The organism is Pseudomonas gebzensis (genome assembly GCF_034427815.1).
Lineage (GTDB): Bacteria > Pseudomonadota > Gammaproteobacteria > Pseudomonadales > Pseudomonadaceae > Aquipseudomonas.
In genome coordinates, this window is sequence record NZ_JAXQNS010000002.1 from 465,032 (window position 1) to 488,130 (window position 23,099).

General features: G+C 63.3%; 17 protein-coding genes. 11 read left to right on the plus strand and 6 right to left on the minus strand.

Annotation, left to right across the window (positions count from 1 at the left end; translation table 11 throughout):
• Positions 1-21: 21 nt before the first annotated feature.
• The gene (locus tag SJI00_RS06140) at positions 22-465 is read right to left on the minus strand and encodes a universal stress protein (RefSeq protein WP_322460841.1); all 444 of its coding nucleotides are present in this window, start codon (positions 463-465) and stop codon (positions 22-24) included.
• 108 nt (positions 466-573) lie between these two features.
• Between SJI00_RS06140 and SJI00_RS06145 the strand changes: the two genes are divergently transcribed.
• From SJI00_RS06145 to SJI00_RS06175, 7 genes are all read left to right on the plus strand, one after another.
• The gene (locus SJI00_RS06145) at positions 574-1,011 is read left to right on the plus strand and encodes a hypothetical protein (protein ID WP_322460842.1); all 438 of its coding nucleotides are present in this window, start codon (positions 574-576) and stop codon (positions 1,009-1,011) included.
• A gap of 623 nt (positions 1,012-1,634) precedes the next feature.
• Positions 1,635-3,782 (plus strand): fatty acid oxidation complex subunit alpha FadB, encoded by a 2,148-nt coding sequence (fadB, locus tag SJI00_RS06150; RefSeq protein ID WP_322460843.1) that lies wholly within the window; start codon positions 1,635-1,637, stop codon positions 3,780-3,782.
• A gap of 31 nt (positions 3,783-3,813) precedes the next feature.
• Positions 3,814-4,989 (plus strand): acetyl-CoA C-acyltransferase FadA, encoded by a 1,176-nt coding sequence (gene fadA / locus SJI00_RS06155; RefSeq protein WP_322460844.1) that lies wholly within the window; start codon positions 3,814-3,816, stop codon positions 4,987-4,989.
• Between the two features lie 74 nt (positions 4,990-5,063).
• Positions 5,064-5,315: a DUF1653 domain-containing protein gene (locus tag SJI00_RS06160; RefSeq protein ID WP_322460845.1), complete on the plus strand. Its 252-nt coding sequence runs from the start codon at positions 5,064-5,066 to the stop codon at positions 5,313-5,315.
• 100 nt (positions 5,316-5,415) lie between these two features.
• Positions 5,416-8,025 (plus strand): type I DNA topoisomerase, encoded by a 2,610-nt coding sequence (gene topA, locus SJI00_RS06165; protein WP_322460846.1) that lies wholly within the window; start codon positions 5,416-5,418, stop codon positions 8,023-8,025.
• Between the two features lie 172 nt (positions 8,026-8,197).
• Entirely contained in the window at positions 8,198-8,719 is a 522-nt protein-coding gene (locus tag SJI00_RS06170) for a DUF6586 family protein (protein ID WP_322460847.1), read from the plus strand.
• A gap of 50 nt (positions 8,720-8,769) precedes the next feature.
• Positions 8,770-9,003: a hypothetical protein gene (locus tag SJI00_RS06175; protein WP_312935477.1), complete on the plus strand. Its 234-nt coding sequence runs from the start codon at positions 8,770-8,772 to the stop codon at positions 9,001-9,003.
• A 63-nt stretch (positions 9,004-9,066) separates the two neighbouring features.
• Here the strand turns inward: SJI00_RS06175 and sulA are convergent, their stop codons facing one another.
• Positions 9,067-9,543 carry an SOS-induced cell division inhibitor SulA gene (gene sulA, locus SJI00_RS06180; protein WP_322460848.1) on the minus strand — a complete coding sequence of 159 codons (477 nt, stop codon included), beginning with the start codon at positions 9,541-9,543 and terminating at the stop codon, positions 9,067-9,069.
• Between the two features lie 13 nt (positions 9,544-9,556).
• Entirely contained in the window at positions 9,557-10,165 is a 609-nt protein-coding gene (lexA, locus tag SJI00_RS06185; protein ID WP_322460849.1) for a transcriptional repressor LexA, read from the minus strand.
• Positions 10,166-10,409: 244 nt separating this feature from the next.
• Between lexA and SJI00_RS06190 the strand changes: the two genes are divergently transcribed.
• Positions 10,410-11,123, plus strand: a complete 714-nt coding sequence (locus SJI00_RS06190; RefSeq protein ID WP_322460850.1) for a TetR/AcrR family transcriptional regulator — start codon at positions 10,410-10,412, stop codon at positions 11,121-11,123.
• 43 nt (positions 11,124-11,166) lie between these two features.
• The gene (nagZ, locus tag SJI00_RS06195) at positions 11,167-12,165 is read left to right on the plus strand and encodes a beta-N-acetylhexosaminidase (RefSeq protein ID WP_322460985.1); all 999 of its coding nucleotides are present in this window, start codon (positions 11,167-11,169) and stop codon (positions 12,163-12,165) included.
• A gap of 246 nt (positions 12,166-12,411) precedes the next feature.
• Here the strand turns inward: nagZ and SJI00_RS06200 are convergent, their stop codons facing one another.
• The 3 genes from SJI00_RS06200 to mfd are packed head-to-tail and all read right to left on the minus strand — an operon-like array spanning position 12,412 to position 19,745.
• A complete protein-coding gene (locus tag SJI00_RS06200; protein WP_322460851.1) occupies positions 12,412-15,711 on the minus strand; it encodes a DEAD/DEAH box helicase in 3,300 nt (1,099 codons plus the stop codon).
• Position 15,712: 1 nt separating this feature from the next.
• Complete coding sequence (locus tag SJI00_RS06205) at positions 15,713-16,285, minus strand: CsiV family protein (protein WP_322460852.1); 573 nt, start codon at positions 16,283-16,285, stop codon at positions 15,713-15,715.
• Between the two features lie 10 nt (positions 16,286-16,295).
• Positions 16,296-19,745 carry a transcription-repair coupling factor gene (gene mfd / locus SJI00_RS06210; protein WP_322460853.1) on the minus strand — a complete coding sequence of 1,150 codons (3,450 nt, stop codon included), beginning with the start codon at positions 19,743-19,745 and terminating at the stop codon, positions 16,296-16,298.
• Between the two features lie 167 nt (positions 19,746-19,912).
• Here mfd and SJI00_RS06215 point away from each other — a divergent pair, with 167 nt between their 5' ends.
• On the plus strand, positions 19,913-21,376 hold the full coding sequence (locus SJI00_RS06215) for a glyceraldehyde-3-phosphate dehydrogenase (RefSeq protein ID WP_322460854.1): 1,464 nt from the start codon (positions 19,913-19,915) through the stop codon (positions 21,374-21,376).
• A gap of 304 nt (positions 21,377-21,680) precedes the next feature.
• On the plus strand, positions 21,681-23,075 hold the full coding sequence (gene sthA, locus SJI00_RS06220; RefSeq protein WP_322460855.1) for a Si-specific NAD(P)(+) transhydrogenase: 1,395 nt from the start codon (positions 21,681-21,683) through the stop codon (positions 23,073-23,075).
• Positions 23,076-23,099 lie beyond the last annotated feature (24 nt).

Below are 23,099 nucleotides of genomic sequence, written 5' to 3' on the forward strand. Positions count from 1 at the left end.
CCTGCAGGCGCCGCGTGCGTATCAGCTGTCTTTTTTCTGCAGACGCACCGCGAGCACATCACAGGGCGCGCCGTGCAGCACGTCATTGGCGGTGGAGCCCAGCAGCAAGGCCAGGCCGTGGCGGCCATGGCTGCCAACCACGATCAAGTCGCAGTGCAGGTCTTTGGCCAGTTGGTGGATTTCCTGGCGCGGCTGGCCGTATTTGAGTTCGGAGTCGCCGCGCTGGATATCAGGGTATTTGGCGAACAGGCGATCCATGCGCTCCTTGGCCTGATCGAACTGCTGCTGTTGCAGTTGCGACAGGTCCATGGGTACATCGCCGCCGAAAGCCATGGCCATCGGTTCGACGATGTGGACGAGCGAGACCTTGGTGTTGTCCGCCTTGGCGATGGCCATCGCACGCTTGATCACGGGATCACACTCTTCCGTAAGGTCGACGGCGACCAGAAGATGAATGTAGGACATGAGCGGCACTCCTGATGATCGGGGTAAAGGAAGTATGGTTGCTTTTCAGGCACTCGCCGCAAACGCGGCTGGCACGCCCAGGTACAACGCTTTAGGGGGCGTAGAGATATGACGGTATGGCTTGTGGTGTCAATCCTTGCGCTGATTTTGAGCCCGCTTGCCTGGCTGCGGCCCTCACGCAAGCAGAGCCGGCAGATGGACCTGCGCCTGGCCGCACGCAGGGCCGGCCTGGCGATGCAGTTGGCCCCGCAGGCGTGGCCGCACTGGCTGGACAAGCAGCCGCCGAGCCCTTGCCCGCAGTACCACTGCGCACGGCGCGCGGGCCGCACGGATACGTGGAGCTATTGGCAGGTCAGCCCCGGGGTATGGTGGAACCAGTGGCGGGAGGTGTGCACGGAGCCAGGGCTGCTGGCCGTTTTCAACGGGCTGCCCGAGAGTGTCTACAAGGTCGAAGCCGATGCACAGATGCTGGCCATCTATTGGGGCGAGCGGGGCGACGAAGCGGTGCTGGACACGCTGAAGCAGGCTCTGAAGACACTCGCCTGACTGCGACAAATCTTGTAACGACAACGCGGGGCATCTTCCGCTGCAGCGGCTGGTCATCACCAGTCGACTGCAGCGGAAGATGCCCCGCGCTGCGTTGTGCTTGCGCACAAAGGCCAGGCAGGCCGGGAAACGGATGTGACTATAGTTTAGTTTTGCGGCAGTCGAGTGTTCAGGCACTGGCGTCGTGTGGCCGTTGAGGTGCGTGGCGTCGATCTGTGACAGTCGAGCGTTGCGCCCCTCGAAGGTCGCGGCAGTTCAGCCTTGCAGGCCAGCGCTGCCATGCGCTTCGATACCCGGGCCACCTGTGCCCGGCTCGTGCGGTTTCCAGGCTTGCAGGGAGGGTCGGCAGCTACCGTCATCACCCCGTAGACAGGAGCGGTGCAGAATGACCGAACGGTCGGTTTGGCCGAATGCCGATGGGCATTTGACAACCTTGATCTTTTCGGAGAATGTGTGCTCACCCAAATCAAACGGGCGTATGAATTGAGCGTTTGGATGTTGCAACGCTCCTACAGAATCCCGAGCAGCCTGCTGGCGGGTGTGCCTGGACACACAGGGCAATGATTGCCCTGATCCAGCGACCGGCAGGTAACGTTCAGCTTCCATATCGTGGAGATCAGTTGATGATTTACGAAGGTAAAGCCATCACGGTGAAGGCTCTTGAAAGCGGCATCGTCGAACTGCGGTTCGACCTCAAGGGTGAGTCCGTCAACAAGTTCAACCGCCTCACCCTCGAGGAACTGCGCCAGGCCGTCGAGGCCATTGCCGCCGACGCCTCGGTCAAGGGCGTGATCGTCAGCAGCGGCAAGGACACGTTCATCGTCGGCGCCGACATCACCGAATTCGTCGACAACTTCAAGCTGCCCGAAGCCGAACTGGTCGCCGGCAACCTGCAGGCCAATCGCATCTTCAGCGCCTTTGAAGACCTGCAGGTGCCGACGGTAGCAGCCATCAACGGCATGGCCCTGGGCGGTGGCCTGGAAATGTGCCTGGCCGCTGACTACCGCGTCATGTCCAGCAGCGCCAAGATCGGCCTGCCGGAAGTCAAGCTGGGCATCTACCCAGGCTTTGGCGGCACCGTGCGTCTGCCACGCCTGATCGGCCCCGACAACGCCGTCGAGTGGATTGCCTCGGGCAAGGAGAACGGCGCCGACGACGCGCTCAAGCTGGGCGTCGTCGATGCGGTGGTCTCGCCCGAACTGCTCGCGGCGGCTGCGCTCGACCTGATCAAGCGCGCCATCAGCGGCGAGCTCGACTACACCGCCAAGCGCCAGCCCAAGCTGGAAAAGCTCAAGCTCAACGCCATCGAACAGATGATGGCGTTCGAAACCGCCAAGGGTTTCGTCGCCGGCCAGGCCGGGCCGAACTATCCCGCGCCGGTCGAAGCGATCAAATCGATCCAGAAAGCGGCCAACTTCGGTCGCGACAAGGCCCTCGAAGTGGAAGCCGCAGGCTTCGCCAAGCTGGCCAAGACCGAGGTTGCCAAAAGCCTGATCGGCCTGTTCCTCAACGATCAGGAGCTCAAGCGCAAGGCCAAGGCCCACGACAAGATCGCCCGCGACGTCAAGCAGGCGGCCGTACTCGGCGCGGGCATCATGGGTGGCGGTATTGCCTATCAGTCAGCGGTCAAGGGCACGCCGATCCTGATGAAGGACATCCGTGAGGAAGCGATTCAGCTCGGCCTCAACGAAGCCTCCAAGCTGCTCGGCAACCGTGTCGAGAAAGGCCGTCTGACCCCGGCCAAGATGGCCGAAGCACTCAATGCGATCCGCCCCGTGCTGTCCTATGGCGATTTCGCCAATGTCGACATCGTGGTCGAGGCGGTGGTCGAGAACCCCAAGGTCAAGCAAGCCGTGCTGGCTGAGGTGGAAGGGCAGGTGCAGGACGACACGATCCTTGCGTCGAACACCTCGACCATTTCCATCAACCTGTTGGCCAAGGCGCTCAAGCGCCCGGAAAACTTCGTCGGCATGCATTTCTTCAACCCGGTGCACATGATGCCGCTGGTGGAAGTGATCCGTGGCGAGAAGTCCAGTGACGTGGCCGTGGCCACCACCGTGGCGTACGCCAAGAAAATGGGCAAGAACCCTATCGTGGTCAACGACTGCCCAGGCTTTCTGGTCAACCGCGTGCTGTTCCCGTACTTCGGTGGCTTCGCGCGGCTGGTCAGCGCGGGTGTCGACTTCGTGCGCATCGACAAGGTCATGGAAAAATTCGGCTGGCCCATGGGCCCGGCCTACTTGATGGACGTGGTCGGTATCGACACCGGCCACCATGGCCGTGACGTCATGGCCGAAGGCTTCCCCGACCGCATGAAAGACGAGCGCCGCACCGCCATCGATGCGCTCTACGAGGCCAAGCGTCTGGGCCAGAAGAACGGCAAGGGCTTCTATGCCTACGAGACCGACAAGCGCGGCAAGCCGAAGAAGGTTGCCGACCCGTCCGTGCTCGACGTGCTCAAGCCGGTGATCTACGAGCAGCGCGAGCTGAGCGATGACGACATCATCAACTGGATGATGATCCCGCTGTGCCTGGAAGTGGTCCGCTGCCTGGAAGACGGCATCGTCGAAACCGCCGCCGAAGCCGACATGGGCCTGGTCTATGGCATCGGTTTCCCGCCGTTCCGCGGCGGTGCGCTGCGCTACATCGACTCGGTCGGTGTGGCCCAATTCGTTGCCCTGGCCGATCAGTACGCCGATCTGGGGCCGCTGTACCACCCGACGGCGAAGCTGCGTGAGATGGCCCAGAACGGCCAGCGTTTCTTCAACTGAGCGGTCAACGAGCTAGAGCGAGAGATTTGATATGAGCCTGAATCCAAGAGATGTGGTGATCGTCGACTTCGGTCGCACGCCCATGGGCCGCTCCAAGGGTGGCATGCACCGCAATACCCGCGCCGAAGACATGTCGGCGCACCTGATCACGAAGTTGCTCGAGCGCAACGCCAAGGTGGATCCCAAGGAAGTCGAGGACGTGATCTGGGGCTGCGTCAACCAGACCCTGGAGCAGGGCTGGAACATCGCCCGCATGGCCTCGCTGATGACGCCGATCCCCCACACCGCAGCCGCGCAGACCGTCAGCCGTCTGTGTGGCTCGTCGATGAGCGCGCTGCACACCGCCGCCCAGGCGATCATGACCGGCAACGGTGATGTGTTCGTCATCGGTGGGGTGGAGCACATGGGCCACGTCAGCATGATGCACGGCGTCGACCCCAACCCGCACCTGTCGCTGCATGCCGCGAAGGCGTCCGGGATGATGGGCCTGACGGCCGAAATGCTCGGCAAGATGCATGGCATCAGCCGTGAGCAACAAGACTTGTTCGCCCTGCGCTCGCATCAGCTGGCGCACAAGGCGACCGTCGAGGGTCACTTCAAGGACGAAATCATCCCCATGCAGGGTTATGACGAGAACGGTTTCCTCAAGGTCTTCGACTTTGACGAGACCATTCGTCCGGACACCACCCTTGAAGGGCTGGCCGCGCTCAAGCCTGCGTTCAACCCCAAAGGCGGTACCGTGACTGCCGGTACTTCGTCGCAGATCACCGATGGCGCCTCGTGCATGATCGTCATGTCCGGCCAGCGTGCCATGGACCTGGGCATCGAGCCGCTGGCGGTCTTGCGCTCGATGGCGGTGGCCGGGGTAGACCCGGCAATCATGGGCTACGGCCCGGTGCCATCGACCCAGAAAGCCCTCAAGCGCGCAGGTCTGAGCATCAATGACATCGACTACTTCGAGCTCAACGAAGCGTTCGCTGCACAGGCCTTGCCCGTGCTGAAAGATTTGAAAGTGCTCGACAAGATGGATGAGAAGGTTAACCTGCACGGCGGCGCGATTGCCTTGGGCCATCCGTTCGGTTGCTCCGGTGCGCGGATCTCCGGCACCTTGCTCAACGTCATGAAGCAGAACGGCGGCACGCTGGGCGTCGCCACCATGTGCGTCGGCCTCGGTCAGGGCATCACCACTGTCTTCGAACGGCGCTGATCGTTTCGTTGTCACAGCAGCCGGGGCCCAGTGCCCCGGTTTTTGTTTTTCGCAGAGGTTCAGGAGTGTGTGACATGCAGGTACAACCAGGCATCTACCAGCATTACAAGGGGCCTGAGTACCGCGTGTTCGGTACCGCGCGCCATTCGGAAAGCGAGGAATGGATGGTCTTCTACCAGTGCCTGTATGGCGATTTCAGCCTGTGGGTGCGGCCATTGGCGATGTTCCTCGAGACCGTCGAGGTTGACGGAACGCAGGTGCCGCGCTTTGCTTTGCGGCAAGTGGAAGAGGGCCCGTTTCCGGCGCTCACCGCACCCTCGCTCTGAACGACTGCGCTTGACCTCACTCTGTCGCCACTATATATAGCGGTGCCGCGTCCGGCACCTGGCGCGTTATTCATCTCCAGATTCAGGAATACACCGATCCATGGGCAAATCGCTGGTCATTGTGGAATCCCCGGCCAAGGCCAAGACCATCAACAAGTACTTGGGCAACGAGTACGTGGTGAAGTCGAGTATCGGCCATATCCGCGACCTTCCAACCAGCGGTTCGGCCAGCGCCTCCAAGGAGCCTGCAGCCAAGCGCGGCAAGGCTGCGGCTGATGCGCCGGTGGTCCCGCCGAAGGAAAAGGCCCGTCGCCAGCTGGTCGCCCGCATGGGCGTCGACCCTGACGCCGGCTGGAAGGCCAAGTACGAGATCCTCCCCGGCAAGGAGAAGGTCATCGATGAACTGCGTCGCTTGGCCAAAGACGCCGACACCATCTATCTCGCAACCGACTTGGACCGCGAAGGGGAAGCCATTGCCTGGCACCTGCGCGAGGCCATCGGTGGCGATGACACCCGCTACAAGCGGGTGGTGTTCAACGAAATCACCAAGAAGGCCATTCAAGAGGCCTTCTCACGACCCGGCGAGCTCGATATTGCACGGGTCAACGCCCAGCAGGCGCGCCGCTTCCTCGATCGCGTGGTCGGCTACATGGTCTCGCCCCTGCTGTGGTCCAAGATCGCCCGTGGTCTGTCGGCCGGCCGTGTGCAGTCAGTGGCGGTCAAGCTGGTGGTGGAGCGCGAGCGCGAAATCCGTGCGTTCAATCCCGAAGAATACTGGGAGATCCACGCCGACCTGAGCAGCGCCAAAAAGGCCAAGGTGCGCTTCGAGGTCGCCCGCCAGAATGGCGAGGCCTTCAAGCCGCTCAACCAGGCGCAGGCCATGGCCGCCCTGGAGCAGCTCAAGACCTCCAGCTACAGCGTGAGCAAGCGTGAGGACCGTCCGACCAGCAGCAAGCCGTCGGCGCCGTTCATCACCTCGACCTTGCAGCAGGCCGCGAGCAACCGCCTGGGCTACGGCGTGAAGAAGACCATGATGATGGCGCAGCGTCTCTACGAGGCGGGCTACATCACCTACATGCGTACTGACTCCACCAACCTGTCCACCGATGCCGTGGAGATGGCGCGCAGTTACATCGAGCGCGAGTTCGGCAGCCAGTACCTGCCTGAGGCGCCCATCGTCTACGGCAGCAAGCAGGGTGCCCAAGAGGCGCACGAAGCGATTCGCCCCTCCGACGTCAGCACGCACCCGAGCAAGGTCAGCGGCATGGAGCGCGATGCCGAGCGCCTCTATGAACTGATCTGGCGCCAGTTCCTGGCTTGCCAGATGCCGCCGGCCCAGTACCTGTCCACCAGTATCACGGCCGTGGCCGGCAACTTCGAGCTGCGTGCCAAGGGCCGTATTCTCAAGTTCGACGGTTACACCCGAGTGCTGCCGCAACAGAGCAAGCCGGGCGAAGACGACGTCTTGCCGGAAATGGCCCAGGGCGAAGCGCTCCAGCTGGTCGAGCTGGATCCGAGCCAGCACTTCACCAAGCCGCCGGCGCGCTTCACGGAAGCCAGCCTGGTCAAGGAAATGGAAAAGCGTGGCATCGGCCGGCCTTCGACCTACGCTGCGATCATCTCCACCATTCAGGACCGCGGTTATGTGACCCTGCACAACCGACGTTTCTACTCGGAAAAGATGGGCGACATCGTCACCGAGCGGTTGTCCGAGAGCTTTTCCAACCTCATGGACTACGGCTTCACCGCCGGCATGGAGGAGCACCTCGATGACGTTGCTCACGGTGAGCGCGACTGGAAAAACGTGCTCGACGAGTTCTACGGTGACTTCAGCAAGAAGTTGCTGACCGCCGAGGCTGCCGAAAACGGCATGCGCGCCAACCTGCCGACCATGACCAACATTGCCTGTAAGGAATGCGGCCGGCCGATGATGATCCGTACCGCCTCCACCGGCGTGTTCCTCGGCTGCTCGGGCTACACCCTGCCGCCCAAGGAGCGTTGCAAGGCCACGGTGAACCTGGTGCCAGGCGACGAGATCGCCGCCGACGACGAAGGTGAGTCGGAGTCGCGCGTGCTGCGCAGCAAGCACCGCTGCCCGATTTGCGCCACCGCCATGGACGCTTACCTGCTGGACGAGAAGCACAAGCTGCACATCTGCGGTAACAACCCGGATTGCCCGGGCTATGAGATCGAAGAGGGCACCTATCGCATCAAGGGCTATGAAGGCCCGAGCCTTGAGTGCGACAAGTGCGGCAGCGAAATGCAGTTGAAGACCGGGCGCTTCGGCAAGTTCTTCGGCTGCACCAATGCGGCGTGCAAGAACACCCGCAAGCTGCTCAAGAACGGTGAGGCAGCGCCGCCGAAAATGGACAAGGTGGAGATGCCTGAACTCAAGTGCGAGAAGGTCGATGACACCTACGTGCTGCGTGATGGTGCCTCCGGGCTGTTCCTGGCGGCGAGCCAGTTCCCCAAGAATCGGGAAACCCGCGCGCCGTTGGTGATGGAAATCGTGCCGCACAAGGCCGAAATCGATCCGAAGTACCACTTCCTGTGCGAAGCCCCACAGAAAGATCCAGAGGGTCGCCCGACGGTCATCCGCTACAGCCGCAAGACCAAAGAGCAGTATGTGCAGACTGAAGTCGAAGGCAAGCCGACCGGTTGGAAGGCGTTTTACGACGGCTCCGCCTGGAAGGTCGAAGACAAACGCTGATCAGGCACTACGCTGATCACTGGCAGTACGCAACGGGGGCAAGCCGAATCAAACGGCTTGCCCCCGTTGCGTTTGGCTTGCAGTGCAGGCGTACTGAGGCTACAACTGCGGCGTTGAACCATCACCGCTAAAACACCGGCTCGCCACGTCGCGCTTCAGGAGACCTCGCACCATGGCTCAGGAACTCTATACCCGCACTAATCAGAAGCTGTTCTTCGCAGGGCTGGCCCTGGAGTCGATGAGCAAGGCGCAGCAAAGCCAGGCCATGAACGCCCAAGGCTTGGTGCAAGCCGAGCGCGAAGCGGCCGTGTTTCATCTGTACGGGGCATTGTTAGGGTTGTGCCACGAGATTGCAGGCTTTTATCGACTCCCGCAGGCAGGCGCCCAGCGTGCAGAAGACCTGCTGAACGACGAGGTGCTGCGAGAAGTGGCGATCCCGGAGATGGCCGAGCTGTTGGAGTTGGCCAGTGGCCGGGACAACTGGTTAGCGAGTCTGCTGAAAGCCTATGCCGATCTGTTGCGACCACCTGTCGCGAAGAAAGCGCCAAAAACCGACGTGACCCAACCCTTGATTCAGGCCATTAACCTGGATGCACCCGAGCAACCGGCCCTGGGCGTTGAAGAGCTGCAGCGTTGGCGTGGCGACTTGAAGGACGTGGTACGACGTTTTCGTGACGCGCTGAGTGAGTGCTGATCAACGCGGTGGCTGCTACAATGATGGCCTTTCGTGGAGAACAGCCCTTTATGTCAACGTCGTTTCTTGAAATTGTCGAGTTGCCTGATGGCCGCATCGAGCTGCGCCGCGCCGAAGATGAGGGTTCGCTCGTTACCTTGAGCTTCTCTGAAGATGCCAAGGTCTTTCTGCAAGGACAGCATGTCGAAGTCGCCAAGGCCATGCTCAGCGTTGGCGTGCAAATGGCAGGTCGTTTGGTTGAAGGCGATCTCGAGCGAGATGAAGGGCCACGTGTGCTGCACTGACGTCAGCAGAACGATTTAGCTGCTTGCCTGGTACAGGTGAGCAGCCCAGGCAAAGCCTGAGCATCAGCTAATGCGGATGTTCAGGCTTTGTGCGTTACCAGCACTGGCAGCACGGATCAGGAGCTGGCGTGCGCTGGCATTGAGGCTGCCCAGCCAGCTGATGACGGTGTGGCTTCGCCCCAGTCGCAATGCTTCGCCTGCCAGATGCAACGCGCTCTGGCTGCCGCGAGGATGCAGCAGCAGGATGCGCTCGCGGTTCAGCCCCGCATCGCGTAACCAGGCCTGGGTCAGGCTTGCAGGCGGCGCGATCAAGGTCAGCCAGCGGCTGTCGTCTTCTTCGCTCAGCTCTCGCAAAACCGGCGCCAGCAGGCTGTGGCAATGCCCCGACGCACCCCGCAGGGTCAGCTCGCTGAACAGGTCGGGGCGGCAATACTCGCCAGCCGGTTCGCGGGTCTTGAGGCCAGGCAACACAGGTTGGGCCAGAAAGGCTTCAAACAGTGACAACTGGGAATGCTCGGGTGCGTGGGTGGACGTGTGCATGGCGCCTCCTCGGTCAGCGGCGAATGACGCCGACGCTCAAGCCTTCGATGACCAGTTCCTGATCTTTCAGGTCGACTTCGATCGGGGCGAATTCTGGATTTTCGGCAATCAGCCAGACTTTGCTGCCTTCGCGCTTGAAGCGTTTGACGGTCACTTCGTCGCCGATGCGTGCCACGACGATCTGGCCATTACGCGCTTCGCGGCAGGTGTGCACGGCCAGCAGGTCGCCGTCATAGATACCGACGTCTTTCATGCTGGTGCCGTGAACGCGCAGCAGGTAGTCGGCCCGAGGATTGAAGAAGTCTGGGCTGATGTTGCACGATTGCTCGATATGTTGCTCGGCGAGAATGGGCGCCCCGGCAGCGACCCGGCCTACGATGGGCAGGCTGGTGTCTTCGGCTTTTGTGTCCACACCGGGGATGCGGATACCGCGCGAAGCCCCAGGGGTCATCTCGATCGCACCCTTGCGGGCCAGGGCCTTGAGGTGCTCTTCGGCAGCATTGGGAGACTTGAAGCCGAGCTCCTGGGCGATTTCCGCACGGGTAGGCGGGAAACCGTTTTCTTCAAGGCAGCGCTTGATGAAGGCGAGAATTTCGGCTTGGCGTGGCGTCAGTTTCAACATGGCGGGCGCTCTGTTTTTTTATCCAGTGACTGGGATTATATACAGTAGTTGGTCCGCTGCAAGCACTCTGTTCCATTGCGCTTGCAGCGCCCAGCCCCGGACGGCCTCGGCACGCGCACGGGAAGGGCTGCAGGGCAGGGAATTCGGGCTTGTGCAAGTTCGACCCATCGGTCACACAATCTTGACAGCGGCCACTCTGAAACGTATGTTTCAAACAACTGTTTGTCTGGCGAATAGGTAAGTCATGGCCCAATCCGAAACCGTTGAGCGCATTCTCGACGCTGCCGAGCAGCTGTTCGCGGAACGAGGCTTTGCCGAAACCTCGCTGCGTTTGATCACCAGCAAGGCTGGGGTCAACCTGGCCGCGGTAAATTATCACTTTGGCTCGAAGAAAGCCCTGATACAGGCCGTTTTCTCCCGGTTTCTAGGCCCTTTCTGCGCCAGTCTGGAGCGTGAGCTGGATCGTCGCCAGGCGCAGCCTGAGCTCAGGCCCAGCTTGGAAGAGCTGCTGGAAATGCTGGTAGACCAGGCCTTGGCCGTACAGCCGCGCAGCAATAACGACCTGTCGATCTTCATGCGCTTGCTGGGCCTGGCGTTCAGCGAAAGCCAGGGCCACCTGCGCCGCTACCTCGAAGACATGTACGGCAAGGTGTTCCGCCGCTACATGCTGCTGGTCAACGACGCCGCGCCGCGCATTCCACCGCTCGAGCTGTTCTGGCGCGTACACTTCATGCTCGGTGCTGCGGCGTTCAGCATGTCCGGCATCAAGGCCTTGCGCGCCATTTCCGAAACCGATTTCGGCATGAACACCTCGATCGAACAGGTCATGCGCCTGATGGTGCCGTTTCTCGCCGCCGGCATGCGTGCCGACAGTGGCGTCACTGACCCGCACATGGCCGGTGCGCAGCTTCGCCCGCGCAACAAACCGGTCATCCAAGCGCCCCCCGTCAAGGCATGAGCCTGCCCCTCCCTGTATTGAAGGACCTTCTATGACTGCCCGCCTGCAAGGCTCGCTGATGGTGGATATCGCCGGCACCTGGCTGACCGCCGAAGACCGCACCCTGCTACGCCAGCCGCAAGTGGCCGGCCTGATCCTCTTTGCCCGCAACATCGAAAGCCCGCGCCAGGTGCGTGAGCTGTGCGCGTCGATTCGCGCCGTTCGCCCGGACCTGATCCTCGCGGTGGACCAGGAGGGTGGTCGGGTCCAGCGCTTGCGTCAGGGCTTTGTGCGCCTGCCGGCCATGCGCGCGCTGGCTGACAACGACCACGCCGAACACCTGGCCGAGCAATGCGGCTGGTTGATGGCCACTGAGGTACTGGCGGTGGGGCTCGATCTGAGCTTCGCCCCGGTGCTGGACCTCGATCACCAGCGCAGTGCGGTGGTGGGCAGCCGTGCGTTCGAAGGCGAACCGCTGCGCGCCACGCAATTGGCCGGCGCCTTCATTCGCGGCATGAACGCGGCGGGGATGGCGGCGTGTGGCAAGCATTTTCCCGGGCATGGCTGGGCTGAAGCCGACTCGCATGTGGCGATCCCCACCGATGAGCGCAGCCTTGAGCAATTGCGCCAGGCCGACCTGCTGCCGTTCAAGCACCTGAGCACGCAGCTGGCCGCCGTGATGCCCGCGCACGTCATCTACCCGCAAGTCGACAACCAACCTGCCGGCTTCTCGCGCCGCTGGCTGCAGGAGATCCTGCGCGGCGAGCTGGGTTTTGACGGGGTGATCTTCAGCGATGACCTGTCGATGGCCGGCGCGCATGTGGTCGGCGATGCCGCCAACCGCATCGAAGCCGCGTTGAGCGCAGGCTGCGACATGGGCCTGGTGTGCAACGACCGCGCGGCCGCCGAGTTGGCGCTCAGTGCGGCCCAGCGTTTGCAGGTCAGCCCCTCGCCACGCATCGCCAACATGCGCGGGCGCGGCTTTGCCCGCACCGATTACCGCGAACAGCCGCGCTGGCTGCAGGCGGTCAGTGCCTTGCGGGCCGCGCAACTGATCGACTGAACCTCGGGCTCTGCCTGAAAACTTGCGGTACGGGTGCAGGCTGGGTTGAAAAAGGTGCGGGCGGCCATCGCGAAAGGCCGGCCCCGACTGGGCGCCCCTCGACTGGGCGCGCCCGACTGGGCTTCCCCGGCTAGGCGCCCCCGACGTAATACTCAGGGGCTTCAGTACGCTGCACTCGCTCGCCGGTTTCCGCGGGGGCGCCGTCGGCCTTGCCTGGCCTTCGTCTCAGGCGTTTCGAAGCAGAGCTTAGCGACTGCGCTTGCCGGGCAGCGGTGCAAACAAGGCTTCGATGTCCTCATCGGCCATGCGCCACTGCCCGGCTTCGCCGTCTTTGAGCACGCCGGCCGCCAGTGCGGCTTTCTCCAGTTGCAGTTGCTGGATCTTCTCCTCCACCGTGCCGCGGGTGATCAGCTTGAAGACGAACACCGGCTTGTCTTGCCCGATGCGGTAGGCACGGTCGGTCGCCTGGTTTTCACTGGCCGGGTTCCACCACGGATCGAAGTGAATCACCGTGTCTGCTGCGGTCAGGTTGAGGCCGGTGCCACCGGCTTTCAGGCTGATCAGGAACACGTCGGTTTCACCGCCCTGGAACTGCGCAACGGGCGTGCGCCGATCACGCGTGTCGCCGGTCAGAAGGCTGTAGCGAATGCCGCGCTTGACCAGTTCCTCCTCGATCAACGCCAGCATCGAGGTGAACTGGGAGAACAGCAGCACCCGCCGCCCTTCACTGAGCAGTTCACCGAGCATCTCGAGCAGGCTGCCCAGCTTGCCCTTGTCGTGCTGCGGGCCCTTGACGTCCACACCCTTCACCAGGCGCAGGTCGCAGCAGACCTGGCGCAACTTGAGCAGGGCTTCGAGGATGACGATCTGACTGCGCGCAGCGCCGTTGCGGGCAATTTCTTCGCGGACCTTCTTGTCCATCGCCACGCGCACGGTTTCGTAAGTGTCGCGCTGGGCGTCGCTCAGCTCTACCCAATGGACCATTTCGGTTTTCGCGGGCAGGTCGGTGGCCACCTCTTCCTTGGTGCGGCGCAACAGAAAGGGCCGGATGCGCCGCACCAGATGGCTCAGGCGTTCGCTGTCGCCGTGGCGTTCGATCGGGGTGCGGTAGTCCTTGGTGAACTGCTTGCTGTCGCCCAGCCACCCTGGCATCAGAAAGTGGAAGATCGACCACAGCTCGCCCAGGTTGTTTTCCATCGGCGTACCGGTCAGGCACAGGCGTTGTTCGGCTTTCAGCGCGCGGGCAGCCTGGGCGGCCTTGCTGGTGCTGGTCTTGATGTTCTGCGCTTCGTCCAGCACCAGCGCGTGCCAGGTCTGCGCCTTGAGGGTGTCGAGGTCGCGCGGCAGCAGGGCATAGGTGGTCAGGATCAGGTCGTACTCGGCCAGCGCGGCGAAGTGCTGGGCGCGGCCGGCGCCATGCAGGGCCAGAACGCGCAGCGCGGGCACGAAGCGCTGGGCCTCGTCGAGCCAGTTGGGGATCAGGCTGGTGGGCATGACCAGCAGGGCGGGCTGAGTCAGACGCCCGGCCTGTTTTTCCAAGAGCAAGTGGGCGAGGGTCTGCAGGGTTTTACCCAGGCCCATGTCGTCTCCCAGGATGCCGCCGGTGCCCATCTCGCGTAGCGCCTGCAGCCAGTTCAGGCCCTGTTGCTGGTACGGGCGCAAGGTGGCGTTCAGACCTGCTGGGGGCGCTACCTCGAGCTCGCGCGCATCGCGCAGTCGGCGGCCCAGTTCGCGCACTTGCTCGCCGCCGGCCCACGTTAGCGGCAGGCCCTCGATCTCGTTCAGGCGCGCCGCATCTGCGCGCTCAAGGCGCACGCTTGGGCCGCCGACCTGCTCGTGCAGGTAGAGCTCGCCGAGGGTACGCATCACCGCGCGGATGCGTGCGTAGGGCAGCGCGACGCGCAGCGCGGGGCTGTCATGGCGAGCGCTGTTGAGGTCGATCAGCAGGTGTTCGTCGTCGCCACGCTTGGCCAGTTCGTGGCTGCGCAGCAGCTCGGGGTTGCTGCGCAGCAATTGCAGCATGATCGGTAAGAGGCTGTAGCGCTCACCCTCGACCACGATGCCCAGTTCCAGGTCGAACCACTCATGGCCAGGCGCGTCGGCGATGTCGGCGTACCAGTCCTGCACGTGGTGCAGGTGAAAGGCGAAATCACGTTGCACCTCGATCGTCCAACCTGCCTCGCGCAGTGCCGGTAGCCCTTCGCGGGCGAAACGCAGCCAGGCCTCGTCATCGGCCAGTTGGAGCATTTCGCCTGCGCTATCGGGCAGGGCCTTGCTCTGCCGGGTGGCGGGTTTGAAGCCCCAGGCACGCAACTGATCGCGCACAGCATGTTCGGCCTCGCTTTGGCGCTGGATGCGCTGATGCGTGCTGCCGGCCAGGCGCGACACCGGCTTGTCGTCACTGCCGCTCGCGCGCAGGCCGTCATAGTCGAAGGCCAGCGCGGCGCGGTGCTGCAGTTGCCGCTGCATGCGCCCGGTCTTGGTCGCATAGGCGCTGAACTCGACGCTGCCCAGGGTCAGGTGTGGGCGGGGCGCGACAGTGTCGATGAGCTCTTCGTGCAGTTGAGTCGGGGTCGGCAGGTGCTGATTGAGCGTATTGAGCTTGTGCGTCAGCGGCACGACCAGGTGCTCAGGCACCTCGGGGGCCAGCGTCAGCTGCTGGGCGATGTGCGTATCGAGCGCATGGGTGAGCAGACCCAGTTCCTGGGTGTGCGCATCGTAGTAATACAGCGGCAGCAGCGGCAGCACGCAGGGCAGGGCGCGCTCCTCGTGAACCCACACGCCGCGGTAGCTGCCATTGTCCAGCCGCACCCAGCGAAACTCCGCATGCCGCTCGCTGCCCTGGCGGATGAACGGCATGTCGGGCTCATGGATCAGGCGGCCGGTGTCCAGGGCGCGCTGCAGCAGTTCGCCACCCTCCTGGCCCTTGAGCTCGTAGCCGTATTGCGCGCCGCTCGGATCGTCGAGGGCTGCGAGCAGGCGCAACAGGCGCAGATCGTCTTCTTTGACGAAACGCGGGGGCTGGTAGAGCAGTTCATACAGCGATTGCAGACGTTTGAACTGCAGCGCCTCGTTCTCGAACACGCCCTTGCGCACCCGTAATCCGCAGGTGCGATCTTCAAAGAGCATCAATTGATAGCAGACCAGACGCCCGCGCTTGTCTTCGTTGCTTGTCGCGCGCGGCGGGGTGAGGCCCTGCAGCCAATGCTGCAGCTCGGCCGGCAGGGCGTCGCTGGCGGTCGATTCAGGTTGCCCGGCGAGGGTGTACAGCACGGCCGCGCAGTGCTTGCAGTTGACCTTTACCGGGCAGGTGCAGCGCCCTTCAACCTCGCAATAGCGGCCATGCACGTGCAGTGTGATGCGCTGACGGTAGTGCTGGCCCTCGCTGCCGCGGCAGCGCGCCTGAACGTCGTCCAGCTCGAAGCTGGTGAGCTCGACCCGGCCCTGCTGGGCGTAGCGCTCGCCGCGCTGCAGGAATTGCGTGCTGAAGGAGTGGGTCCAGTCGGCATGCTCGCGCAGCAGCGCGCCCAGCTCGTGCGCGTTCACCTCATTGCTCCATCAGTTGAGGGTCCGCTTCGGGTTGCGCGCGCATACCGGCCGGCGTGACCTTGATCAGCACGGCCAGGTGCCCGCCGTCGAGAAAATTCAGCTGCCCGCGCTTCATGTTGCTGTTGCTCTGGCGCAACTGTTCGCTGCGCTGTACGCCGCCGTTGCTGTCGAGCTGGTTGACCCAGAAGCGCGCCCGAGCAGCGACGAAGCGGCCATCGGCCAGGCTCACGGTGCCTTCGATCGGCGAGCGGCCATAGGTTGGCTCGCCGGCGCTCAAGGCTACCGCAGTAGGTTCGGCGCTCAGGGTCTGCTGCCAGGCCTTGTGCAACAGCACGGTGTAATCGCCCGAAGCCTGCAGGCGCTCGGCCAGGCTGTCCAGGCTGGCTGGGCGTTGGGCATCCGCCGCCAGCGGCGCGGCACCGGCACGCCAGTCTTCCGGCGCTGGCGCGCCATACAGGGCGGAAACAGCGTTCTGCCTGATCAGCAGCAGCTCGACCTGGTACAGCCCATCGGCACTGGCCAGCGGGGCGAACAGGGCCAGCATCAGGGCCAGGCTTGGAATGGCACGCATGGATCTTCCTTCAGGCAGTCGTTGGGGTCAGGCGCTCGAACAGCGCTTCGAGGGTCGAGAAGCGCTCGTCGGCGCGCTCCATCGGCACCATGAAGCGGAACTGCGTGGCGCCTTCGAACTTGTAGCGCTTGGGTTGGCTCTGGATCAGCTTGATGAGCGTCAGCGGCTCGACCACGGTCTGCGCCTCGAAGTCGATCTTGCCGCCATTGGGGCCGGCATCGACTTTCTTGATGCCGAGCTTTTCCGCTTGCAGCTTGAGCAGCGTCAGGCGGATGAGGTTCTTGGTCGGTTCGGGCAGCAGGCCGAAGCGGTCGATCATCTCCACTTGCAGGTCTTTCAAGCCCTCGTCGTCGGCCGCCGAGGCGATGCGTTTGTAGAGGATCAGGCGCGCATGCACATCAGGCAGGTAGTCTTCGGGAATCAGCGCCGGCAGGCGCAGGTTGATTTCCGGACCGCCGCCCAGAGGCTGCTCCAGGTTCGGCTGGGTGCCTTTGCGAATGGCCTTCACCGCCCGCTCCAGCATTTCCATGTAGAGGGTAAAGCCGACGGCCTGAATCTGCCCGCTCTGGCCTTCACCGAGCAGCTCGCCGGCGCCACGGATTTCCAGGTCGTTGGTGGCCAGTACGAAACCTGCGCCCAGGTCCTGGGTGGCGGCGATGGCCTCCAGGCGTTTCTCGGCATCGGCACTGATGCCCTGGCGCGATGGGGTCAGCAGGTAGGCGTAGGCCTGGTGGTGACTGCGCCCGACCCGGCCGCGCAACTGGTGCAGTTGGGCCAGGCCGAACTTGTCGGCGCGTTCGATGACGATGGTGTTGGCGCTCGGCACGTCGATGCCGGTCTCGATGATGGTCGAGGCCACCAGCACGTTGAAGCGCTTGTGGTAGAAGTCGCTCATGACCTGTTCCAGCTCGCGCTCGCGCATCTGCCCGTGGCCGATACCGATGCGCGCCTCGGGCACCAGGGCGGCGAGGTCGGCGGCGCATTTCTCGATGGTTTTCACATCGTTGTGCAGGTAGTACACCTGGCCACCGCGCAGCAGTTCGCGCAGCAGGGCTTCCTTGATGGTGCTGTTGTTCTCTTCCATCACGAAGGTGCGCACCGACAGGCGTCGTGCCGGTGGCGTGGCGATGATCGACAGGTCGCGCATGCCGGCCACGGCCATGTTCAACGTGCGCGGAATCGGTGTGGCGGTGAGGGTGAGGATGTCGACTTCACTGCGCAGCGCCTTGAGCTGTTCTTTCTGGCGCACGCCGAAACGGTGTTCTTCGTCGATGATGACCAGGCCCAGGTCTTTGAACTTCACATCGTCTTGCAGCAGCTTGTGGGTGCCGATGAGGATGTCGATCTTGCCTTCGGCGAGGTCTGCCGCGGCAGCCGAGATGTCCTTGGCCGATTTGAAGCGGCTCATCACCTCGACCACCACGGGCCAGTCGGCGAAGCGGTCGCGGAAACTGTTGTAGTGCTGTTGGGCGAGCAGGGTGGTCGGCACCAGCAGCGCCACCTGGCGACCACTGTGCACGGCGATGAATGCCGCGCGCATGGCCACTTCGGTCTTGCCGAAGCCGACATCGCCGCAGACCAGGCGGTCCATGGGCTTGGCCGCCAGCATGTCCTGGCGCACCGCTTCGATGGCCGATTGCTGGTCCGGAGTTTCCTCGAACGGGAAGCCGGCGCTGAAGGTGGCGTAGTCGGCCGCAGGGTCGGCGAAGGCATGACCCACGCGAGCGGCGCGCCGGGCATAGATATCGAGCAGCTCGGCCGCCACGTCGCGCACTTGCTCGGCGGCCTTGCGCTTGGCCTTTTGCCAGGTTTCCGAGCCCAGGCGGTGCAAGGGCGCCAGGGCATCATCGCTGCCGGTATAGCGGGCGATCAGGTGCAGGTTGGCCACCGGCACATAGAGCTTGGCGTTTTCGGCGTATTCCAGGGTGAGGAATTCGGCGGCCTGACCGTCGATCTCCAGGGTCGCCAGTCCCAGATAGCGGCCCACCCCGTGGTCGATGTGCACTACCGGCGCGCCTTCACGCAACTCGGTGAGGTTCTTGATCACCGCATCGTTGGCAGCCTCGCCACGTTTTTCGCGGCGCCGGCGCTGCATCACGCGCTGGCCGAACAACGGGCTCTCTGCGATCAGCGCCAGCTCGGGCTGCTCCAGCAGCAAACCGTCGTCAAGGGGTGCAATGGTGATCGCCAGGCGTGCCGAGCTTGTGATGAAGTCGGCCCAGCTGTCGACGGCCTTGGGGCGCAGCTTGAGGCGTTCGAGCAGCTCCAGCAGCACCTCGCGCCGGCCGGCCGATTCTGCGGTGAACAGCACCCGGCCGGCGAACTGGTCGAGGAACTGCGACAGCGCCGCCAACGGCTGTGTGGCCTTGGCCTCAATGGCCAGCTCGGGCAGGCGCTGGCTGGCAAAGCGCTCGCGGCCAGCGCCACTGCCGACGTCTTCGCTGCTGACCACCACGCGTGGCCACTGCTTGAGCTGGGCAAAGCAGTCTTCGACCGGCAGGAACAGCTCGGCTGGCGGCAGCAGAGGGCGGCTCAGGTCGCCGCGGCGATCTTCATAGCGGCCGCGCACATCGTTCCAGAACGTTTCTGCGGCCTGCTCGACCCCCGGCAATGAAAACACCTGGGTGTCGCTGGGCAGGTAGTCGAACAGGGTGGCGGTTTCTTCGAAGAACAGCGGCAGGTAGTACTCGATGCCGGCCGGAATGATGCCGCTGGCCAAGTCCTGAAAGATTGCGCTGCGGCGAAAATCCACGTCGAAGCGTTCGCGAAAGCGCGCTTTGAAACGCGTGACTTCGTCTTTTTGCATCGGGAATTCGCGCGCCGGCAGCAGGCGTACCGACTCGACCTTGTCGATCGAGCGCTGGGTGTCCGGGTCGAAGGTGCGCAGGGTCTCGATTTCATCGTCGAACAGGTCGATCCGGTACGGCAGCTTGCTGCCCATCGGGAACAGGTCGAGCAAGGCCCCACGTACCGCGAACTCACCGTGTTCGTAGACCGTGTCGACGCAGCGGTAGCCGCTCGCTTCCAGGCGCGAGCGCATCTGTTCCACGTCGAGCTTCTGGCCGACGTCCAGCACCAGGCTGCCGCCGAGCAGAAAGCGCGTGGGCGCCAGGCGGTGCAGGGCGGTGGTGATGGGCACCACGAGAATGCCGTGGTCCAGTTCCGGCAGCCGGTACAGGCTGGCGATGCGCTGGGAGATGATGTCCTGGTGCGGCGAGAACAGGTCGTACGGCAGGGTTTCCCAGTCGGGGAAGGGCAACACGGGCAGATCCGGCGCGAAAAAACGCAGCTCCTGCTCGAGGCGGTCGGCGGCCTGGCTGTCGGCGGTCAGCAGCAAGGTGAAGCGGCCGGCACTGCTGGCGGCTTCGGCAATGGCAAGGCTCAGGGCGGCGCCCTGCAGGTTGCCCCAGGTTTGCTTGCCGGCGGTGGCCGACATTTTCGGTAGGCGCAGAACTGACACGGGAGATCGGACTCCAAGCGTTGCGGCAAAGGGATCGATTGTACCGGGGGCGGGCATGGCTGTCAGGCTCAAGCATGGCATTGCGCATGCAGCACCGTGACCGCGCGTCGCTCATTGCCCGATAGCCTCAGGGGCGGCATAATGTAGCCCCTTTTTTTTGTCCCTACATGTGGAAGGTTCCCGTGACTCAGAAGCCCGACCAGTGTCTTGGTGAGTGGATCGATCGTGAAGCGCTTGCCGAAGCGATGATTCCGCTGATTGGTCAGTTGTACCGCAATAACAATGTGGTCAGCTCGATCTATGGCCGCAGCCTGATCAACCGTTCGGTGATCTCGATCCTCAAGGCGCACCGCTTTGCGCGCCACCGCCAGACCGACGAGTGCGAGCTGTCCGTGCACGAGACGTTCCCACTGCTCAAGGCCATGAGCGAGCTGAAACTCGGCGCCGCTTCGGTCGACCTGGGCAAGCTGGCCAACAAGTTCAAGCTCGAAGGCAATGGCCGCAGTGCCGAAGCCTTCGTGCGTGAAGAAATGGCCGATGTGGTCGGTCAGCAGGGCGCTTCTGCGGCCAAGGGCACTGACGTGGTGCTGTACGGCTTTGGCCGTATCGGTCGCCTGCTGGCGCGTATCCTGATCGAGAAGACCGGTGGTGGCGACGGCCTGCGTCTGCGCGCTATCGTGGTGCGCAAAGGCGCCGAGAACGACCTCGTCAAGCGCGCCAGCCTGCTGCGCCGCGACTCGGTGCATGGCCCGTTCGACGGCACCATCGTCATCGATGAAGCCAACAACACCATTACCGCCAATGGCAACCTGATCCAGGTGATCTACGCCAAGAACCCGAGCGAAGTCGACTACACCCAGTACGGCATCAACGATGCGCTGATCGTCGACAACACCGGCGTCTGGCGTGACGCCGAGGGCCTGAGCCAGCACCTGGCGTGCCCGGGCGCTGCCCGCGTGATCCTCACCGCACCTGGCAAGGGCGCGCTGAAGAACGTGGTGCACGGCATCAACCATGGCGACATCACCGCAGAAGACAAGATCGTGTCGGCGGCTTCCTGCACCACCAACGCCATCGTGCCGGTGCTCAAGGCGGTCAACGACAAGTACGGCATCATCAACGGCCACGTCGAAACCGTTCACTCGTTCACCAACGACCAGAACCTGATCGACAACTTCCACAAGGGCAGCCGCCGTGGTCGTGCCGCGACCCTGAACATGGTCATCACCGAAACCGGCGCCGCTACCGCTGCGGCCAAAGCGCTGCCAGTGCTCAAGGGCAAGCTGACCGGCAACGCCATTCGTGTGCCGACGCCGAACGTGTCCATGGCCATCCTCAACCTGAACCTGGAAAACCCGACCTCCCGCGAGGAGATCAACGAGTACCTGCGTCAGACGGCCATGCATTCGGAGCTGCACAAGCAGATCGACTACGTCAGCTCGCAGGAAGTGGTCTCCACTGACTTCGTCGGCTCGCGCTACGCCGGTGTGGTCGATGCAGAAGCCACCATCGCCAACGACAACCGCGTCGTGCTGTACGTCTGGTACGACAATGAGTTCGGCTACAGCTGCCAGGTCGTGCGTGTGATGGAAGACATGGCTGGGGTCAACCCGCCTGCGTTCCCGCGCTGATCGGTGTGTAACGCATGAATGAACGGGAACCTTCGGGTTCCCGTTTTTCGTCCGGCGTCGGGCTTGGGGCTCTGTCCGGGGCCGTCGCGACGAGGGCGCGCACGGAGCAATGGGCGGCGCCAGGGAGCAGGCAGGCGATCATCATGTAGTGCAGTCAGAATTGGCCTACGACGCGACCAAGGGTTAATGTGCGCGGCGTTCAGGCTTGTTTAGACTGCAACCCGAATTTTTTCCATGCCGCTGCGGCGACATGGCCAAGCCCCGCGGCCAGCTCGGCCGCCGGGCCCGTTCTGAAGGAGTACGCATGGCTGTCTACAACTACGACGTGGTGGTGCTGGGGTCCGGCCCTGCCGGTGAAGGCGCGGCAATGAACGCTGCCAAGGCGGGGCGCAAGGTGGCAATGGTCGACAGCCGTCGCCAGGTCGGCGGCAACTGCACCCACCTGGGTACCATCCCGTCCAAGGCACTGCGTCACTCGGTGCGGCAGATCATGCAGTTCAACACCAATCCGATGTTCCGCGCCATCGGTGAGCCGCGCTGGTTCTCCTTCCCTGACGTGCTGAAAAGCGCCGAGCGGGTGATCGCCAAGCAAGTCGCCTCGCGCACCGGCTATTACGCCCGCAACCGCGTTGACCTGTTCTTCGGCACCGGCAGCTTTGCCGATGAGCAGACCGTCGAAGTGGTCTGCCCTAACGGCGTGGTCGAAACCCTGGTGGCCAAGCACATCATCATCGCCACCGGCTCGCGGCCGTATCGCCCGGCCGACATCGATTTCCATCACCCGCGGGTGTACGACAGCGACACCATCCTCAGCCTCAGCCATACCCCACGCAAGCTGATCATCTATGGCGCGGGTGTGATCGGTTGCGAATACGCCTCGATCTTCAGTGGTCTGGGCGTTTTGGTGGAGCTGGTCGACAACCGCGGTCAGTTGCTCAACTTCCTCGACTCGGAAATCTCCCAGGCGTTGAGCTACCACTTCAGCAACAACAACATCACCGTGCGCCACAACGAAGACTACGAGCGGGTCGAAGGGCTGGACAACGGTGTGGTGCTGCACCTCAAATCCGGCAAGAAGATCAAGGCCGACGCCTTGCTCTGGTGCAACGGTCGGACCGGCAACACAGACAAGCTGGGCCTGGAAAACATCGGTATCAAGGTCAACAGTCGTGGGCAGATTCAGGTGGATGAGAACTATCGCACCGAAGCCAGCACGGTCTATGGTGCGGGCGATGTGATTGGCTGGCCTAGCCTGGCCAGTGCCGCGCATGACCAAGGCCGTTCGGCCGCAGGCAGCATTGTCGACAACGGCAGCTGGCGCTTCGTCGATGATGTGCCGACCGGTATCTACACCATTCCGGAGATCAGCTCGCTGGGCAAGAACGAGCAGGAACTGACCCAGGCCAAGGTGCCCTACGAAGTGGGCAAGGCCTTTTTCAAGAGCATGGCGCGGGCGCAGATCGCCGGTGAGCCGCAAGGCATGCTGAAGATCCTGTTCCACCGCGAAACCTTGCAGGTGCTGGGCGTGCACTGCTTCGGTTACCAGGCCTCGGAAATCGTGCACATCGGCCAGGCCGTGATGAGCCAGCCGGGGGAGCTGAACAACCTGAAGTACTTCGTCAACACCACGTTCAACTACCCGACCATGGCCGAGGCCTATCGCGTGGCAGCCTACGACGGCCTGAACCGGCTTTTTTGACCGGCTCCGGCCGGTCGCCTGAGC

Bases quoted from the DNA above. Each gene is read 5' to 3' on its own strand.
- fadA (WP_322460844.1), top strand. From the start codon at position 3,814: ATGAGCCTGAATCCAAGAGATGTGGTGATCGTCGACTTCGGTCGCACG.
- lexA (WP_322460849.1), bottom strand. From the start codon at position 10,165: ATGTTGAAACTGACGCCACGCCAAGCCGAAATTCTCGCCTTCATCAAG.
- sulA (WP_322460848.1), bottom strand. From the start codon at position 9,543: ATGCACACGTCCACCCACGCACCCGAGCATTCCCAGTTGTCACTGTTT.
- SJI00_RS06160 (WP_322460845.1), top strand. From the start codon at position 5,064: ATGCAGGTACAACCAGGCATCTACCAGCATTACAAGGGGCCTGAGTAC.
- SJI00_RS06140 (WP_322460841.1), bottom strand. From the start codon at position 465: ATGTCCTACATTCATCTTCTGGTCGCCGTCGACCTTACGGAAGAGTGT.
- SJI00_RS06175 (WP_312935477.1), top strand. From the start codon at position 8,770: ATGTCAACGTCGTTTCTTGAAATTGTCGAGTTGCCTGATGGCCGCATC.
- SJI00_RS06170 (WP_322460847.1), top strand. From the start codon at position 8,198: ATGGCTCAGGAACTCTATACCCGCACTAATCAGAAGCTGTTCTTCGCA.
- sthA (WP_322460855.1), top strand. From the start codon at position 21,681: ATGGCTGTCTACAACTACGACGTGGTGGTGCTGGGGTCCGGCCCTGCC.
- SJI00_RS06215 (WP_322460854.1), top strand. From the start codon at position 19,913: ATGTGGAAGGTTCCCGTGACTCAGAAGCCCGACCAGTGTCTTGGTGAG.
- fadB (WP_322460843.1), top strand. From the start codon at position 1,635: ATGATTTACGAAGGTAAAGCCATCACGGTGAAGGCTCTTGAAAGCGGC.
- topA (WP_322460846.1), top strand. From the start codon at position 5,416: ATGGGCAAATCGCTGGTCATTGTGGAATCCCCGGCCAAGGCCAAGACC.
- SJI00_RS06145 (WP_322460842.1), top strand. From the start codon at position 574: ATGACGGTATGGCTTGTGGTGTCAATCCTTGCGCTGATTTTGAGCCCG.
- SJI00_RS06190 (WP_322460850.1), top strand. From the start codon at position 10,410: ATGGCCCAATCCGAAACCGTTGAGCGCATTCTCGACGCTGCCGAGCAG.
- SJI00_RS06205 (WP_322460852.1), bottom strand. From the start codon at position 16,285: ATGCGTGCCATTCCAAGCCTGGCCCTGATGCTGGCCCTGTTCGCCCCG.